At 68.5% G+C, this 16,557-nt stretch carries 16 protein-coding genes and 1 pseudogene; 5 read left to right on the top strand and 12 right to left on the bottom strand.

Annotated features, from left to right (window positions below):
- Window positions 1-51: 51 nt before the first annotated feature.
- The gene (locus tag L1Z78_RS21140) at window positions 52-342 is read left to right on the top strand and encodes an H-NS family nucleoid-associated regulatory protein (RefSeq protein WP_234638308.1); all 291 of its coding nucleotides are present in this window, start codon (window positions 52-54) and stop codon (window positions 340-342) included.
- Between the two features lie 459 nt (window positions 343-801).
- Window positions 802-2,010 (top strand): FAD-dependent monooxygenase, encoded by a 1,209-nt coding sequence (locus L1Z78_RS21135; RefSeq protein ID WP_234638307.1) that lies wholly within the window; start codon window positions 802-804, stop codon window positions 2,008-2,010.
- A 10-nt stretch (window positions 2,011-2,020) separates the two neighbouring features.
- Here L1Z78_RS21135 and L1Z78_RS21130 read toward each other — a convergent pair whose 3' ends face one another.
- On the bottom strand, window positions 2,021-3,322 hold the full coding sequence (locus tag L1Z78_RS21130; RefSeq protein WP_234638306.1) for an MFS transporter: 1,302 nt from the start codon (window positions 3,320-3,322) through the stop codon (window positions 2,021-2,023).
- Window positions 3,323-3,407: 85 nt separating this feature from the next.
- A complete protein-coding gene (gene kynA, locus L1Z78_RS21125; protein ID WP_234638305.1) occupies window positions 3,408-4,283 on the bottom strand; it encodes a tryptophan 2,3-dioxygenase in 876 nt (291 codons plus the stop codon).
- A 133-nt stretch (window positions 4,284-4,416) separates the two neighbouring features.
- Between kynA (L1Z78_RS21125) and ada the strand changes: the two are divergent.
- Together ada and L1Z78_RS21115 are read left to right on the top strand one after the other, a co-directional pair.
- Window positions 4,417-5,331, top strand: a pseudogene (gene ada, locus L1Z78_RS21120) (bifunctional DNA-binding transcriptional regulator/O6-methylguanine-DNA methyltransferase Ada); the annotation flags it as partial.
- Window positions 5,328-6,311, top strand: coding sequence for a DNA-3-methyladenine glycosylase 2 (locus tag L1Z78_RS21115; protein ID WP_234638303.1), 984 nt, complete (start codon window positions 5,328-5,330; stop codon window positions 6,309-6,311). The pseudogene ada and the gene L1Z78_RS21115, both read left to right, overlap by 4 nt.
- A gap of 11 nt (window positions 6,312-6,322) precedes the next feature.
- Here L1Z78_RS21115 and kynU read toward each other — a convergent pair whose 3' ends face one another.
- The 9 genes from kynU to L1Z78_RS21070 form a co-directional block, all read right to left on the bottom strand.
- Window positions 6,323-7,627, bottom strand: a complete 1,305-nt coding sequence (kynU, locus tag L1Z78_RS21110; protein ID WP_234638302.1) for a kynureninase — start codon at window positions 7,625-7,627, stop codon at window positions 6,323-6,325.
- Between the two features lie 70 nt (window positions 7,628-7,697).
- Window positions 7,698-8,327, bottom strand: coding sequence for an arylformamidase (gene kynB, locus L1Z78_RS21105; protein WP_234638301.1), 630 nt, complete (start codon window positions 8,325-8,327; stop codon window positions 7,698-7,700).
- Window positions 8,328-8,331: 4 nt separating this feature from the next.
- Window positions 8,332-9,720 (bottom strand): amino acid permease, encoded by a 1,389-nt coding sequence (locus tag L1Z78_RS21100; RefSeq protein ID WP_234638300.1) that lies wholly within the window; start codon window positions 9,718-9,720, stop codon window positions 8,332-8,334.
- A 99-nt stretch (window positions 9,721-9,819) separates the two neighbouring features.
- The gene (locus tag L1Z78_RS21095; RefSeq protein WP_234638299.1) at window positions 9,820-10,617 is read right to left on the bottom strand and encodes a helix-turn-helix transcriptional regulator; all 798 of its coding nucleotides are present in this window, start codon (window positions 10,615-10,617) and stop codon (window positions 9,820-9,822) included.
- Between the two features lie 18 nt (window positions 10,618-10,635).
- Window positions 10,636-11,244, bottom strand: a complete 609-nt coding sequence (locus tag L1Z78_RS21090) for a LysE family translocator (protein WP_234638298.1) — start codon at window positions 11,242-11,244, stop codon at window positions 10,636-10,638.
- A gap of 101 nt (window positions 11,245-11,345) precedes the next feature.
- Complete coding sequence (locus L1Z78_RS21085; protein ID WP_234638297.1) at window positions 11,346-11,726, bottom strand: RidA family protein; 381 nt, start codon at window positions 11,724-11,726, stop codon at window positions 11,346-11,348.
- Window positions 11,727-11,901: 175 nt separating this feature from the next.
- Window positions 11,902-12,762: a tryptophan 2,3-dioxygenase gene (gene kynA, locus L1Z78_RS21080; RefSeq protein WP_234638296.1), complete on the bottom strand. Its 861-nt coding sequence runs from the start codon at window positions 12,760-12,762 to the stop codon at window positions 11,902-11,904.
- Window positions 12,759-13,964 carry an amino acid aminotransferase gene (locus L1Z78_RS21075; protein ID WP_275444448.1) on the bottom strand — a complete coding sequence of 402 codons (1,206 nt, stop codon included), beginning with the start codon at window positions 13,962-13,964 and terminating at the stop codon, window positions 12,759-12,761. The genes kynA (L1Z78_RS21080) and L1Z78_RS21075 overlap by 4 nt, the downstream gene beginning before the upstream one ends.
- An 84-nt stretch (window positions 13,965-14,048) precedes the next feature.
- Complete coding sequence (locus L1Z78_RS21070) at window positions 14,049-15,440, bottom strand: amino acid permease (protein ID WP_234638294.1); 1,392 nt, start codon at window positions 15,438-15,440, stop codon at window positions 14,049-14,051.
- 136 nt (window positions 15,441-15,576) lie between these two features.
- Here L1Z78_RS21070 and L1Z78_RS21065 point away from each other — a divergent pair, with 136 nt between their 5' ends.
- Window positions 15,577-16,047: an Lrp/AsnC family transcriptional regulator gene (locus L1Z78_RS21065; RefSeq protein ID WP_234638293.1), complete on the top strand. Its 471-nt coding sequence runs from the start codon at window positions 15,577-15,579 to the stop codon at window positions 16,045-16,047.
- Window positions 16,048-16,061: 14 nt separating this feature from the next.
- On the opposite strand, the gene L1Z78_RS21060 is transcribed toward L1Z78_RS21065, so the two are convergent.
- A complete protein-coding gene (locus L1Z78_RS21060) occupies window positions 16,062-16,382 on the bottom strand; it encodes a YkgJ family cysteine cluster protein (protein WP_234638292.1) in 321 nt (106 codons plus the stop codon).
- Window positions 16,383-16,557: the final 175 nt, after the last annotated feature.

Raw genomic sequence — 16,557 nt, 5'->3', positions numbered from 1 at the left:
GCATTGTGTTTTTATAATGGAGCTTCATAAACCACTTTCAAGGCGCATACCATGAGCTCATACAAGGAACTGCTGAAGCAGCGACAGGAACTGGAGCAACAGATCCAGGAGGCACGCAAGCGGGAACTTTCCGATGCAGTGGGCAAGGTGCGCAATTTGATTGCCGAATATGGCCTGACGGCTGACGACGTATTTCCTCCGGCGCGTGGCCGTGCCGCCGGCTCCACTGGCGCCAAGGTGGCTCCGAAGTACCGCGATCCCGCCACCGGCCAGACGTGGACAGGCCGCGGCAAGCCGCCGAAGTGGATCCAGAATCAGGATCGCGAGAAATTCGCCATCTGATCGTCTTTCCCGCGCATGAAAGAGCCCGCCCTGAGCGGGCTTTTTTCATGGTCGTTCCACCTTGTGATGAAAATCGCGCCTTGGACGGGGTGCCAGTGGGAAGAAGCCACCCGGAAGTGGGAATGTGCCGGGTGGATTCCCATGGCGGCCAGCCTATTTGCGGGAAAGCCGGCTGATCGGGAATGCCTGTCATCTGCGGTGTGTCCGGTATGGGCACGGAAATTTTCCTGGCCGGCTGGCAAAACCTCACGGGTGGGGTGGGAGCATGCTGACCGGAGGCCGTGTGGCACCCAATCTCGCCAGCGCTTGCGAGATTCTTTGTCTTCTTGCGCGGTCGATAAGCCGTTGAACGTGGTTTTCGGAAAATTTCCTGTAACTTCTTGATTTTCTTCATGCGCATGTGGTTTGTTAATCTTTGTCCCCTCGTTCACCGGGGGGCGGCAGGGGCACAATAGGCGCATGAACAAGCAGGTGTTGATCGCCGGTGGCGGCATTGGCGGCCTGGCCGCAGCGATAGGTGCGTCGCGGGCTGGCTGGGAGGTGCGACTTTTTGAGCAAGCTCCCCAGCTCAGCGAGGTGGGGGCCGGCATACAGCTGGGGCCGAACGTCGTGCGCCGGCTGCAGGCCTGGGGCCTGCAAAAGCCTTTGCAGCAGGTGGTGGCCCTGCCCGGCTGTCTGCGGGTACGCAGCGCGGCCACCGGGCAGGAACTGGCCCGGATGACGCTGGGCAGCGAATCGGTCCACCGCTACGGGGCGGCCTATGCCACCATCCACCGCGCCGATCTGCAGCAATTGCTGCGGGAGGCCGCCCAGACCTACGAGGGCATGCACCTGAACCTGGGGCAGCCCATCGAAGGCTTTTCCGAGAACGAGGGCGTGGTCACGGTGCGGACCCAGGGCGGCAAGCTGATCGAGGGCGACGCCCTGGTGGCCGCCGATGGCGTGCGCAGCGTGCTGCGCCAGCAACTGCTGGGCGACGGTCCGCCGCGCGTCACGGGGCATCTGGCCTATCGGGCGCTGGTGCGCCAGGCCCAGTTGCCCAGGCGGCTGCGTGCCACCGACGTCACGGCTTGGCTGGGCTCGCGCCTGCATGCCATCCAGTACCCGGTGCGCCGCGGCGAATTGCAGAATCTGGTGGTCATCGTCCAGGGACCAGCCCCCGAAGACTTGGCGAGCTGGGACCATGCCGGCAATCTGGCCGATCTCGTGCAGGCGCTGCAAGGCAGTTGCCCCGAGCTGCTGGACCTGATCCAGCATGTGCCTGCCGCAGGTGGCGATTGGCGGCTGTGGCCCGTGGGCGACCGGCCGCCCGTGCAGTCGGCCGCGCAGATGGCGCGCGGCGTGGTGGCCTTGCTTGGCGATGCGGCCCATCCCATGCGGCCCTATCTGGCCCAGGGCGCGGGCATGGCCATCGAGGATGCGGCGGAACTGCAGCGGGCCCTGGCCATGCATGACCTGGATGTGAACATGCGCCTGCGCCGCTATGCACTCAACCGCTGGCAGCGCAATGCGCGCGTGCAGGCCCGCTCGCAGCGCAATGGCCGCATTTTCCATGCCACGGGCCCCGTGCGCTGGGGGCGTGATCTGTCATTGCGCCTGCTGGGCCCCCGGCTGATGGATCTGCCCTGGCTGTATCGGGGCGATGGCTCCGCGGCCAACGCCTTGTAGCCCGTGTCTTCTACACGGCCGATGCCTGGCGCAGCAGCGGCGAGGACGGCAGGAAGCGGAAGGCCGTGGAGGCGCCGACCAGGGTGGCTGCGATGGACACCATCACGGCCTGGTAGGGCTCCACGCCCCAGGCCTCGGCCCAGGCTGCCACCCAGCCCGTGAACCATTGGACCAGGGCCACGCCCAGGAACATGGCCATGGTGAACAGCGACAGCGCGCGGCCGGTGAGTTCAGGCGGGTAGGACGAGCGCACATCGGCGTACTGCAGCACCGAATAGCCTGACAGCAGGCCCATGGCGAAGATCAGGGCCACGTTGGCCCAGGCGTGGTGGAGGAAGGCCATGACCAGGAACAGGCTGCCCATGAGCAGGGAGTAGTTGTTGATCCAGCGCCGGCGCCGCGCCGCGCCCGGGTCCATGCGGCCGAAGAAGGCCGGGCTGAACAGCGAGATCAGCGACACGATCAGCGCCACGTTGCCGCTTTCCACCAGCGAGAAGTCGTAGCGGTGGATGAGCAGGGGCCCCAGCCACAGCCCGCGCAGCGACAGGAAGGAGGCATAGCAGGCCATGGCCAGGATCATGATGCCCAGCGTATGCGGCAGCGTGAACAGCTGCGCCATGCGCCGCACGGCCACGCCCCAGCTCTCGCGCACGGCGGGCTTCGTGCCGGCATGGGCCGGCTCATGCACGCGCCACCAGATCAGCAGCCAGGAGGCGGCGGCCATCACGGCCAGCAGCGCGAAGCCCGAGCGCCAGCCGAAGTGCTGGACCAGCCAGGCCAGAGGCGTGCCCGTGAACAGCAGCCCCAACCCGCCCACGCCCATGCCCACGCCCGACAGGAAGGCGAAGCGCTCGATGGGAAAGTGGCGGGAGATGAACATGGTGCAGGCCAGAAAGGCCGGCGAGCAGCCCACGCCGATGAGCAACTGGCCCACCATCAGCCAGCCATAGCCCGCAGCGGTGGCCGACAGCACGGAGCCCGCGATGGCCAGTGGAAACGACAGCAGCACCGTGCGCCGCAGGCCATACAGGTCCATGCCGATGCCCATGAGCAGCTGGGCCACGCCGAAGGACAGGCCGAACAGCCCTGCGAAGGCTCCCAGGGACTGTGCCGTGAGGCCGAAGTCCTGCTGCAGCCCCGTGGCCATGACGGAGGTGATGGTGCGAAAGGCCTGGCTCAGCGCAAAGGCCGAGAGCAGGGACAGCAGCATGGCCCACAGCAGCTGGCTGCGGGGCGGTGCTGCCGCCGGGGAGGCTGATGGGGTGAGCGGGTCTGCGTTGTTGTGTGGGGATGGTTCTGGCGCTGCGGACACGGTGGTTCTCCTGGCGCCGCAGCTTAACCGTTTGCACGCATGCCTGCTGTCGCCACCGCGGCCTGCCGCGGTGGCGGGCAGGTGGTCACAGCTCGGTGCGCAGGGCCCAGATCTCGGGGAACAGCACCACGTCCAGCATCTTGCGCAGGTAGCTGACGCCGCCGGTGCCGCCTGTGCCGCGCTTGAAGCCGATGACGCGCTCCACCGTGGTCAGGTGGCGAAAGCGCCACAGGCGGAAGGCATCCTCGATGTCGGCGAGCTTTTCGCCGAGCTGGTACAGGTCCCAGTGCGCATGCGGGTCGCGGTAGACCGTGATCCAGGCCTCCTTGACGCCTTCGCTGGCCTCGTAGGGCTGGGTCCAGTCGCGTTCGAGCCGGTCCGCGGGCACCTGGATGCCTTCGCGGGCCAGCAGTTGCAGGGAGACGTCGTACAGCGATGGAGTGCGCCATGCCGCCTCGACCTGGGCGAGCAGGTCGGGGCGATGGGCATGCGGTTGGAGCATGGCGGCGTTCTTGTTGCCCAGGGAGAACTCGATGCAGCGGTACTGGTAGCTCTGGAAGCCGCTGGAGTTGGCCAGGTAGGGACGCATGGCCGTGTACTCGGGCGGGGTCATGGTGGACAGCACGGTCCAGGCGCTGACGAGCTGCTCCATGATGCGGCTGACGCGTGCGAGCATCTTGAAGGCGTCGGCGCGGGTGCCGCCGGCGATGGCGGCCGTGGCGGCGCGGACTTCGTGGAGCATGAGCTTCATCCACAGCTCGCTGGTCTGGTGCTGGATGATGAAGAGCATCTCGTCATGGGCGGGCGAGAGGGGGTGCTGTGCGGTGAGGATCTGGTCCAGGTGCAGGTAGTCGCCATAGCTCATGGACTGGCTGAAGTCCAGCTGGGCGCGCTCTTCGTGGACGATGGATTCGGTGCTGCCAGGGCTGTGCAGGGGGCAGCCGGAGTGTTCGGTGGTCATGTGGGAGTCTCGCAAGTCTCGACGCGGAAAATGCAGCGCGCAGCGTAACCGAATCCCGCGCAGCAATCCTGCGGCTTGCAAGAAGCGGGATGCGCGCGGGCGCCAGGCTGCGTAGAGTAGGGCATCCGATGACCCAGAAAGACGAGCCGTGCCCACCCAAGCCATGAATCCACCAAGCGATGCCTCCGCCCTCGTGGCCCAATGCTGCCGCTGGCTGGAGACCGAGGAGCCGCCGCCGGCCCTGGGCTCGCTGGCCGATCGCTCGGGGCTGAGCCCCTGGCAGTTGCACCGATTGTTCAAGCAGGCCACGGGCCTGACGCCCAAGGCCTATGCCAAGGCCCATCGCGCACGGGCACTGCGCCAGGCGCTGCAGCCGGGCCGCAGCGACTCGGTCACGGATGCGGCCTATGCCAGCGGCTATGCGGCCAGCAGCAGCTTCTACCGGGATGCGGGCGCCATGCTGGGCATGGCCCCGGGCGCCTACCGGCGTGGCGGCGAGCGCCAGACCATCCGCTTTGCCGTGGCCGAGTGCACGCTGGGCAGCCTGCTCGTGGCCAGCACGGAGCGCGGCGTGTGCTGCGTGTTGCTGGGCGACGATGCCGAAGCCCTGGTGCAGGACCTGCAGCAGCGATTTCCCCTGGCCGAGCTGGTGGGTGGCGATGCGGGGTTCGAGCACACGGTGGCCCAGGTCGTGGCCCTGGTCGAGCAGCCGCGCCGCGGCCTGGCCTTGCCGCTGGATGTGCAGGGCACGGCCTTCCAGCAGCGCGTATGGCAGGCGCTGTGCGCGATTCCCGCCGGCCAGACCCTGAGCTATTCCGAGCTGGCGCTGCGCCTGGGCATGCCTACGGGGGCGCGTGCCGTGGCCAGCGCGGTGGCCGCCAACCCCATTGCCGTGGCCGTGCCCTGCCACCGCGTGGTACGCAATGACGGCAGCATCTCCGGCTACCGCTGGGGCGTGGAGCGCAAACGGGCCCTGTTGCTGCGCGAGGCACGCCAGGCTCAGGAGGTCCGGGAGCCGGCGCTCTCACCGCGGGCGCATGAGGCATGAGGCGCGCCGCGAAGGCGCCACGCCGGGCCGAGCAGTCCCTGGTGCTGCCGGTCGGCTACCGCATGGCCGAGTTCTGGGGCTTTCACCGGCGTGACGCCCAGCGCCTGTCCGAATGCGATGTGCAGGATGCCAGTGGCCTGCGCATGCACAAGGGACTGATGTGGCGGGGCCAGCCCACGCTGTTGACCCTGGCGCTGGTGGAGCAGTCCGGGAAAGGAACACTGGTCCAGGCCCGCTGGAGCCTGCCGGATGGTGCGGGGCAGGAGCAGGCCATCGATGAAGCGCTGGCCGCCATGCTCGGGCGCATGTTCGGCCTGTCGCAGGATGTGGAACGCTTCGAGCGCCGCTTTGGCCGCCATGCGCAGTTGGGCCCGCTGCTGGTGCGCCAGCATGGCCTGCACGTGCCGGCGGCCTGCACGCCCTGGGAGGCCTTGAGCTGGGCCGTCACCGGCCAGCAGATCAGTGTGGCTGCCGCCGTTTCGCTGCGCCGGCGCCTGATCGCCGCTGCGGGTCGGCCGGTATCGCTGCACGATGACCATGCCGACGCTCCGCAGCAGCTGTGGTGCATGCCCGAGGCGGCCCAGGTGGCGCAACTGGGGGAGCAGGACCTGCGCGCGGCCGGGTTTTCCCAAGGAAAGACGCAGACGCTGCGCCTGCTGGCGCAGGCCGTGCAGGCGGGCGAGCTGCCGCTGGACGACTGGGCCGCGCAGCCCGTTGTCCCGGCCGAGAAGATCGCCGAACGACTGCTGGCCGTCAAGGGCATAGGCCCCTGGACCGTGAACTACACGCTGCTGCGCGGCTATGGCCATCTCGACGGGCCATTGCATGGTGATGTGGCCGTGCGCCGGGCGCTGGCGCGCCTGCTGCAGGTGGAGGCCATGGATGCCAGGCAGACCGAGCTGTGGCTGCGCGACTTCGCGCCCTGGCGGGCCCTGGTCGCCGCCCACCTGTGGGCCTCGCTGTCGTCCATGGCCTTCTGAGCGCTGCGGGCTCAGGTCACCGCGTTGATGCGGTTGAACTCCGGTTGGCGCCATTCGCCCGATTCCAGCACCTGGCGCAGGTGCTCGACGGCGTTCCACACATCCCCGAAGCCCACGTACAGCGGTGTGAAGCCGAAGCGCAGGATGTCCTTGTGCAGGCCGGTGCCGTCGCCCTTGCGGAAGTCGCCGATGACGCCACGCGCGATCAGGGCCTGGACGATGGCGTAGGCACCGCTGTCCTTGCCGTCCACGCCCAGGCCTTCCTCGCGCGTCAGGCAGACCTGGGAGCCGCGCCGGCCATGCTCGCGCGGCGTGGCCAGGCCCAGGCCGTGGCCCTGGCAGCGTTCCTCGACCAGGGCGATGAACAGGTCGGTGAGCGCCAGCGATTTCCCGCGCAGCACATCCATGCCGCCCAGCGGCTCCACGGCCGTGAACACATCGAGCCCGCATTGCAGCACGCTCATGCTGACCATGGGCTGGGTGCCGCACAGATAGCGCTGGATGCCCTGGGCAGGATGGTAGTCGGGCACGAACCGGAAGGGCTCGGCATGGCCGAACCAGCCCGACAGCGGCTGCCAGAAGCGGTTGATCAGGCGCGGATGCGCCCAGACGAAGGCCGGCGCGCCGGGGCCGCCATTGAGGTACTTGTAGCTGCAGCCGATGGCGAAGTCGGCGTCGGCGCCCTTGAGGTCCACGGGCACGGCGCCCGCGCTGTGGCACAGGTCCCAGACGCACAGAATGCCCTTGCCATGTGCGGCGGCCGTCACGGCGGCCATGTCGTGCATGGCGCCCGTGCGGTAGTTGACATGGGTGAGCATGCAGATGGCGACCTCCTCGGTCAGCGCAGCGGCGATCTCCTCGGGTTCGAGCAGCACCAGCTCCAGTCCGTACTCCTGGCAGACCGACTGGGCGATGTAGAGGTCGGTGGGGAAGTTGCTGCGCTCGCTGATCAGGCGCTTGCGCTGCGGCGCGTCCTCGCGTGCGATGCGGGCAGCGGCCGTCAGCACCTTGTAGAGGTTGATCGAGGTGGTGTCGGTGAAGACCAGCTCGCCCGCGCCCACGCCGATCCAGGGCGCGAACTGGTCGCCCAGGCGCTGCGGCAGGCTGATCCAGCCGGCGTCGTTCCAGGAGCGGATCAGGCCCTGGGCCCATTCCTGCTGCACGACCTCGGCCACGCGCGCCGCGGCGGCCTTGGGGCTGGCGCCCAGCGAATTGCCGTCCAGGTAGATCACGCCTTCGGGCAGGGTGAATTGCGCGCGCAGGGCGCGCAGCGGGTCTTGGGCATCCAGCGCCAGGCAGTCTTGCAGGCTTGTCACGGGTTCTCCTTGGAGGTCAATGGCACACGGCGCCGGACAGGCCGGCGCCGCAGGGGAAACGGGGAAGGGTTCAGGCCAGGGCGCGCAACACGGCGCGCACGGGCGAGGCGTCGGCCTCGACCAGCTTGAGCGGCAGGGCGATCAGCTCGTAGTCGCCTTCGGGCACGTCGTCCAGCACCAGGTTCTCCAGCACGCGCAGGCCGCGGCGGCGGATCACCTGGTGGCTGTCCAGGCTTTTGCTGCTGGCCGGATCGATGCTGGCCGTGTCGATGCCTATGAGCCGCACGCCCCGATCGGCCAGGCGCTCCACCGTGGCAGGGGCGTAGGCCGGCAGCTCCGGGTCCCAGGCCGTGGGCGCGCGCTCGTAGGTGCGCACCAGCACGCGCGGCGGAAGATCCGCCACGGCGTGGGCAATGTGTTCCCACTCGATCAGCGGCCCCCTGGCGATGGCATGGATCACGCGGCAGGGGCCCAGGAAGGCCTCCAGGTCGACGTGTCCGATCGGGGCGCCATCGGCGTCGTAGTGCAGCGGCGCATCGGCATGCGCGCCCACATGGGGCGACAGCGTGATGGCACTGACGTTGACCGGGCAGCCGGGGCCGATGGTGGCGCACCACTGCTGGCGGTAGGGCGTGTCGCCCGGAAAGACGGGGCTGGCGGCCTGGACGGCCGGGGAGATGTCCCAGAGTCTGCGGGTCATGGTTTCAGTCCTTGCTGCGCGCCTGTGCGCGGGGCCGGTACCACAGCGCATAGGCCAGGGCCAGCAGGGCCAGGAAAGGCAGGCCCGTGATCAGCGTCATGTGGAAGACCTCGGTGAAATAGGTGGTGACGATCACGCCCAGCATCAGCGCAGCGCCCGCCAGCGTGAACAGCGGATAGCCCCACATGCGGAACTGCAGGCGCTGGCCGGGGTGCTCGCGCGACCAGCGCGTGCGGAAGAACAGATGGGTCACGAAGATCATGAACCAGGTGAACATGGCGCCGAACATGGACACGGACATCATCCACAGCAGCGAGCCCTCGGGTTTCCACAGGTTCACGGCCACGGCCACGGCGATGCCCAGGCAGGAGATGGCGATCGCCGCCACGGGCACGCCCCGGCTGTTCAGGCGACCGAAAACCGCGGGCGCGAAGCCGCCGCGCGAGAGGCTGAACATCATGCGCGAGGTGACATACAGCTGGCTGTTCATGGCCGACAGCGCCGCCACCAGCACCACGAAGTTGATGATGCTGGCGGCACCGGGGATGCCGATGATCTCCATCACCTTCACGAAGGGGCTCTTGTCCGTGCCGGCCTGCGGCCAGGGCACGATGGCCAGCATCAGCGCCAGCGTCAGCAGGTAGAAGATCACCAGGCGCGCCATGGTGGTGCGAAAGGCCCGGGTGATGGCGCGCCTGGGGTCCTCGGCCTCGCCGGCCGCCACCGCCACGGCCTCCAGGCTCAGGTAGCTGAAGATGGCGATGATCACGGCCACCCAGGTGCCCCACAGTCCCTTGGGGAAGAAGCCGCCATGGACCGTGTAGTTGAAAAGGCCGATGCCCTGGGGCTGCGAGCCGAAGACTACCCAGGCGCCGATCAGGATGAAGGCCACGATGGCCACGATCTTGACCATGGAAAAGCCGTACTCGACCTGGCCGAAGGCCTTGACGCTGCTGGCGTTGACGGCGATCAGCGCGCCCGAGAAAACCACCACCCAGATCCAGCGCGGCACGTCGGGAAACCAGTAGCCCATGTAGATGCCGATGGCCGTCACCTCCATGCCCACGGCCAGCACCACGGCGGCCCAGTAGGCATAGCGGACCATGAAGCCGGCCAGCGGGCCGATGTAGTGCTCGGCGTAGGCGCCGAAGGAGCCCGAGGTGGGATGGGCCACCGTCATCTCGGCCAGGCAACCCATGAGCAGCAGCGAGATCAGCGCCCCGATGCCATAGCTGAGCAGCACGCTGGGCCCGGCAAAGCCGATGGCGAAGGCGCTGCCCATGAACAGGCCCGTGCCGATGGCGCCGCCGATGGCGATCATCACCATCTGGGCGGCGGACAGTTGCTGGCGCAGGCCGGTTTCTCGTTGCTGTATGTCTTGGAAGTCGGCCATGGTGCGCGGCGTCGGTGGGCTGGAAGCGAAAGGCGTAAGTATCAGCGCTTTCGTCGCCCGCCCCGGGCAGCCGCGTGCAAAACCATGGCTGGCGGGGCGCTATGCGCCGCGCGCGTAGCAGCCCGGCGTCAGCGCGTGATGGGCCTTGAAGGCGCGTTGCAGATGGGCCTGGTCGGCAAAGCCCATGGCATAGGCCGCATCGGACAGTGCCGCGCCCGAGGCCAGCAGGCGGCGTGCTCCGTTGATGCGCAGGTTCAGGCGGTAGCTGCCGGGCGTCATGCCGGTGGCGGCCTTGAAGCGGCGGATGAAGCGCGTGGGGCTCAGTCCGCACTCCCGGGCCAGGGCCTCGACGGTCAGTCCGGCATCGGGGCCGGCATGCAGGCGCCGCATGGCGGGCTCCAGGCAGGATGCGCCACCGGGCTGCGCCGCCGCCGCGTGCTCGGCGCAGCGGCCCAGCAACTGTTCCAGGCCCGTGGCCAGCCGCCGCGCCGCGGCCTCCCCGTCGATGGGGCGGCACAGGGCGTCCACCTGGAAGGCCGTCTGCGCATCGGTCATCGCACGTTGTGGAAAGCGCAGCGCGGCCACGCCCAGCCGTGCGTGCAGCCAGTCCGGGTCGATGAAGAGCATGCGGTAGGACCAGGGGGCGCCTGGTTCCGGATTGCAGGCATGCCAGGCGCCGGGTTCGATCAGCACCACACCCCCCGCGGCCAGCGGCTGCGGGCCCTGGGCATGGTGGAACACGGTGCGTCCCGCATCGACGATGCCGATCGAGTATTCGGCATGCATGTGCAGGCGAAAGCAGTGCGGCGAGCGCGCGCTGTCGCGCAGCTCGGCCCAGGGGGCGGCCGGGTGGCGGTGGATGCGGTGGAAGTGGTGGGACGCGGAGAGGGATGTCATGGCGCTGCCTGTCCCCCATCATGCCAGCATGGCCGCCACGCTGGCGACCAGGAGCAGGGCCAGCAGGCGGTGGAACAGCCGCCGGCGCTGCGGTGTGCGCAGCCAGCCCGACAGCAGCCGGCCCATCAGCGCCCAGCAGCCGACGCCGATCAGGCAGGCCATGAGGGAGATGGCGCAAAAGCGCAGCAGGGCCTGGGCGGCATCGGCCTGCGGCAGCACGAACAGGCCCACGCCGGCCAGGGCCACCAGCCATGCCTTGGGGTTGAGTGTCTGCACGGCCGCGCCCTGCAGCAGGGCCGCCAGCTGGTGTCCCGCGCCGCTGCGGTCCTGGGCCTGCGCTTCGCCCACGGGCGCGTTGGCCAGCCGCCAGGCCAGCCACAGCAGGTAGGCGGCGCACAGCCATTGCGCGGCGGCGGACAGCTGGGGCAGCGCCTGCGTCAGCCACTGCGCGCCCCGGCCCATGGTCCAGACCACGGCCGCATAGCTGGTGCTGGCGCCCAGCACGTAGAGGCCGGAGGACAGGCGTGAGCGCGCCGCGCCATGGCGCAGGGCCAGCACGTTGACGGGGCCGGGCGTGATGGCGCCGACGAGGGTGAAGACGCCCATGGCGAGCAGCGAGGAGGACATGAGATGGCGCGCGGACGCGGGACTGCACAAGGCCCGCAGTCTCGCGCCCTGCGGCTGTCCTGTATTGAACGCAATTGCGCGCCACGGACATGCCCTGTGCCTTACCAGGGCAGCATGGCGTAGGCCACGATCTCCAGCTTCATGCCCGGCACCACCAGGGCCGAGATGCCCATGCTCGACCGGTTGGGGTAGGGCGCATCGAAGAACTCGCGGTAGACGGCGTCGATGGCCGTCATGTCGGCCACGTCGGTCATGTAGATCAGCACCTGGGTCACATGCGCCAGCGTGCCGCCCGCCGCCAGCAGGGCATTGCGCAGGTTGGCGAAGGTCAGGCGGGCCTGTGCCTCGATGGGGCCGGTGTCGATGCTGCCGTCGGGCCGCACGGGGCCATGGGCCGTGAACAGCATCTGGCCGCTGGCCTTGACGGCCCAGGAGAACGGCTGCTTGAGCGGGGGCAGGCCCACGTCGATGATTTGTTTCATGGATTTCCTTGTGTTTTGACCACATGCAAAGGCATGGTGCTCTTGCGTTGGAAACTGGCGCGGCCCATCGGCGGACGCCGAGCAAGGGCCGTCCCGCAGCGGGGGCGCCTAGCCGATGGCGTCGTCCCCTGCCCGCGCAGCGAGAGCGGGGGAAGCGGCGAAGCCGCTCAGGGGGTCACAGTTTTGTTCTTACGGACCAGATCTCGGGGAACAACACCACGTCCAGCATCTTGCGCAGATAGCTGACGCCGCCGGTGCCGCCCGTGCCACGCTTGAAGCCGATGACGCGCTCCACCGTGGTCAGGTGGCGAAAGCGCCACAGGCGGAAGGCGTCCTCGATGTCGGCGAGCTTTTCGCCGAGCTGGTACAGGTCCCAGTGCGACTGCGGGTCGCGGTAGACCTGGGCCCAGGCGGCCTGCACCTCGGCACTGGCCTCGTAGGGCCGGGTCCAGTCGCGGTCCAGGTGCCCGGCGGGAATGGCCAGGCCCTGGCGTGCCAGCAGGCGCAGGGCCTCGTCGTAGAGCGAGGGTGCGCGCCATGCGGCATCCACCCGGGCCAGCAGGTCAGGGCGGTGGGCATGGGGCTGGAGCATGGCGGCGTTCTTGTTGCCCAGGGAGAACTCGATGCAGCGGTACTGGTAGCTCTGGAAGCCGCTGGAGTTGGCGAGGAAGGGGCGCATGGCCGTGTACTCGGTCGGCGTCATGGTCGCCAGCACGGACCAGGCGCCGACCAGCTGCTCCATGATGCGGCTCACGCGGGCCAGCATCTTGAAGGCATCGGCATGGCGGTCGGCCGCCACGGCGGCCGTGGCCGCGCCCAGCTCGTGCAGCATGAGCTTCATCCACAGCTCGCTGGTCTGGTGCTGGATGATGAAGAGCATCTCGTCGTGCGTGGGCGACAGGGGCTGCTGGGCGCCGAGGATGGCGTCCAGCCGCAGGTAGTCGCCATAGCTCATGGACTGGCTGAAATCCAGCTGCGCCCCTTCCTCGGCGACGATGCGCCCGGTCAGGCCGCCATGGACGGGGCAGCCGCTCATTGCGGCGACTCCAGCACCTGGGCGATGGCGTCGGCCACATGCTGCACATTGGCGCCGGACAGACCCGACATGCACATGCGCCCGGAGCGGACCAGGTACACGCCGTGTTCTTCGCGCAGGCGGTGGACCTGGGGCTCGGTGATGCCCGTGTAGCTGAACATGCCGCGCTGGGTCAGCAGGAAGCTGAAGTCCCGGTGCCCGCCAAAGCGTTCCTGCAGCGCGCTGTGCAACCGGGCGCGCATGTCCTTGATGCGCCCGCGCATCTGCGCCAGCTCCTGCGCCCATTGGGCGCTCAGCGCGGGCGACGCCAGCACCTGCTGCACCAGGCGCGCGCCCCGCGTCGGGGGCGAGGAATAGTTGCTGCGCACGGTGGCCTTGAGCTGGCCCAGCACATTGCCGGCCGTGGCCGCATCGGCGCAGACCACGCTGAGGCCGCCCACGCGCTCGCCGTACAGCGAGAAGTTCTTGGAGAACGAGTTGGCCACGAAGCACTGGGCACCCGCGTCTGCCAGGGCGCGCACGGACCAGGCATCGTCGTCCAGGCCGTCGCCGAAGCCCTGGTAGGCCATGTCCACGAAGGGGATCAGGCCGCGCTCGACGATCACCGGGATCAGTTGCCGCCACTGGTCGCGCGTCAGGTCCACGCCCGTGGGGTTGTGGCAGCTGGCGTGCAGCAGCACCACGCTGCCCGAGGGGATGTCGCGCAGCGTCTGCAGCATGGCGTCGAAGCGCAGGCTGCCGGTGGCCGCGTCGTAGTAGGGATAGCCGTGGGTGCGCAGGCCCGCGCCCTGGAAGATGGCCAGGTGGTTGTCCCAGGTGGGGTCGCTGAGCCAGACCCCGGCATCGGGAAAGTAGTGCCGGATGAAGTCCGCGCCCAGCTTGAGCGCGCCCGAGCCGCCCAGGGTCTGCACGGTGGCGATGCGCTGGCTGCGCACGGCCTCGTGCTGTGCGCCGAAGACCAGTTCCTGCACCAGCTGGCGGTAGGGGGCGATGCCTTCGATGGGCAGGTAGCCGCTGGGGCCCTGCTCGCGGTCCAGCGCCTCGCCGGCCTGGCGCACGCAGTCCAGCACGGGCAGGCGCCCGGCCTCGTCGAAGTACAGGCCGATGCTCAGGCTGACCTTGGCGGGGCGGGGATCCTGCTGGAAGGCCTCCATCAGCGACAGGATGGGATCGCCCGGGTAGGGCGGGACATGGTGGAACAGGGAGGTCTTGGGTGTCGTCATGGGAAATGTCTGCCAGGCAGATCGGTCACGGAAAGATGGGAAGGTGGAACAGGCGGGCCGGCCTCACCGGCCCTGGGGTGCAAGCTGCGCTGGCGGCTTGCGATACCACAGCGCATAGGCGGCGACCAGCAGCAGCAGGAAGGGCAGGCCGGTCAGCACGGTCAGGCGGAACACGTCGGTGAACAGCGTGGACACCAGGGCGGCCAGCATCAGGCCCGCGCCCAGCAGGGTCAGCACGGGAAAGCCCCACATGCGAAAGGCCAGCGGCGCGTTGCCCTGGCGCACCCAGCGCCTGCGAAAGAACAGGTGGGTCACGAAAATCATGAACCAGGTGAACATGGCGCCGAACATGGCCACGGCCATCATCAGCATGAAGGATTGCTCGGGGTTGATGATGTTGAACAGGGTGGCCACGGCGATGCCCAGGCAGGACAGCAGCAGCGCGGGCAGCGGCACGCCGCGTGCATTCACGCGGCCCAGCACGGCGGGCGCATGGCCGGCGCGCGAGAGGCTGAACATCATGCGGGTGGTGATGTAGAGCTGGCTGTTCATGGCCGACAGGGCGGCCACCAGCACCACGAAGTTGACCACGCTGGCGGCACCGGGCAGGCCGATGATCTCCATCACCTTGACGAAGGGGCTGCCCTCCTTGCCGGCCGCGGCCCAGGGCACGATGGCCAGCATCAGCGCGATGGTGGCCAGGTAGAACACCACCAGGCGCACCATGGTCGAGCGGAAGGCGCTGGTGACGGCGCGCTGCGGGTCCTTGGCCTCGCCCGCGGCCACGGCGATCATCTCGATGCTCAGGTAGCTGAAGATGGCGATGATCACGCCCACCCAGGTGCCCCACAGGCCCTTGGGAAAGAAGCCGCCGTTGTCGACATAGTTGGCAAAGCCCACGCCCTCGGGGCGCGCGCCGAAGACCACCCAGGCGCCGATCACGATGAAGGCCGCGATGGCGACGATCTTGACCATGGAGAAGCTGTACTCCACGGCGCCGAAGGCCTTGACGCTCATCATGTTCACGCCGATCAGCGCGCCCGAGAAGATGACCACCCAGGCCCAGCGCGGCACCTCGGGGAACCAGTAGCCCATGTACAGGCCCACGGCCGTCACTTCGGTGCCCACGGCCAGCACCACGCAGGCCCAGTAGGCATAGCGCACCACGAATCCGGCCAGCGGGCTGACGTAGTGCTCGGCATAGGCGCCGAAGGAGCCGGAGGTCGGGTGGGCCACCGTCATCTCGGCCAGGCAACCCATGAGCAGCAGCGATATCACCGCGCCGATGGCATAGCTGATCAGCACGCTGGGCCCGGCGAAGCCGATGGCGAATCCGCTGCCCAGGAACAGGCCGGTGCCGACGGCACCGCCGATGGCGATCATGGTCATCTGTCCGGCGGACAGCTGCTGCTGGAGTCCGGCTTCGCGCTGGACGATGTCTTCGAAGGCAGGCATGGGGTGGGTCTCCGTCGTTGTAGGTGCTTCGGAGGCGGATGCTATTTGCCTATCCCGCAGGTGATTTAGTAGTTATCCCTAAATGCCGTTGATCTTGGATAAGTTATTCTGTGAAACATGAATTCATAGGTGGTTTATGCCAATCGAGATCGACAGAACCGACCGGCTGCTGATCCGCGCGCTGCAGGACAACGCGCGGCTGACCTCGGGCGAGCTGGCCCAGCGCGTGCATTTGTCGCAATCGCCGTCATGGCGGCGCATCAAGCGGCTGGAGGACGAGGGCGTGATCACCGGCTACCACGCGGCCCTGGACCGGCGCGCCATCGGCTTCGGCGTGCTGGCCTTCGTGATGGTGGCCATAGACCATCAGAACGAGGAGTCCTCGCGCATCTTCGAGCAGGCGGTCTGCGCCATTCCCGAGGTGGTGATGTTCCACGGCATCTCGGGTCCCGAGGACTTCCTGCTGGTCGTGGTCGCGCGCGACCTGGACGCCTACTCCGACCTGCTGCAGCGCCGCCTGCACCGCCTGCCGGGCGTGCGCCAGGTGCACACGCATTTCTCGCTGCAGGAGTTCAAGGGGCAGTTGGCCAATCTGCCGGTGGAGTAGGGCGGTCCGGGGCCTTACAGCAGTCCGCTGTCCAGTGCCGGCAGCCCGTGCCGCAGGCGCACGCGGTTGCAGGCATCGCTGCCGGCGGCGAACTCGCGGCAGGGCGAGGGGCGCCATTCGTAGATGCCGCAGTGGGCCTTCTCGCCCACCTTGCCGACCAGGGCCGCGCAGCGCGGGCGGGACCAGTCCGTGCCGCGCATGCGGCAGGTGTGGTCGGTGACTTCCTCGATCAGCCCGGCCGGCACGCGGCCGCCATGGTCCTGGGACTCGTGCACGGAAAAATCCACACGGAACGACGCGCAGCAGGCGCCGCAGCTCAGGCAGGGATGGGTCATGGCGTGGGGGTCTGGAAGGCGAAGGCCGTGTCGGCGTGTTGCCGCGATTGTGACGGCTGCGGCGCACCGAGCGGGGGCAGGGGGCAAAGGCCGGCAGCGCAAAACCCTGCCCCGCACTCCGATACCATGCGCGGGCCCGTCGCCAGGGTTCGATCAAAATCAAAATGAGAATAAA

Source organism: Delftia tsuruhatensis, assembly GCF_903815225.1.
Classification (GTDB): Bacteria; Pseudomonadota; Gammaproteobacteria; order Burkholderiales; family Burkholderiaceae_C; genus Comamonas; species Comamonas tsuruhatensis_A.
This window is presented reverse-complemented; position numbering and strand designations above follow the sequence as displayed.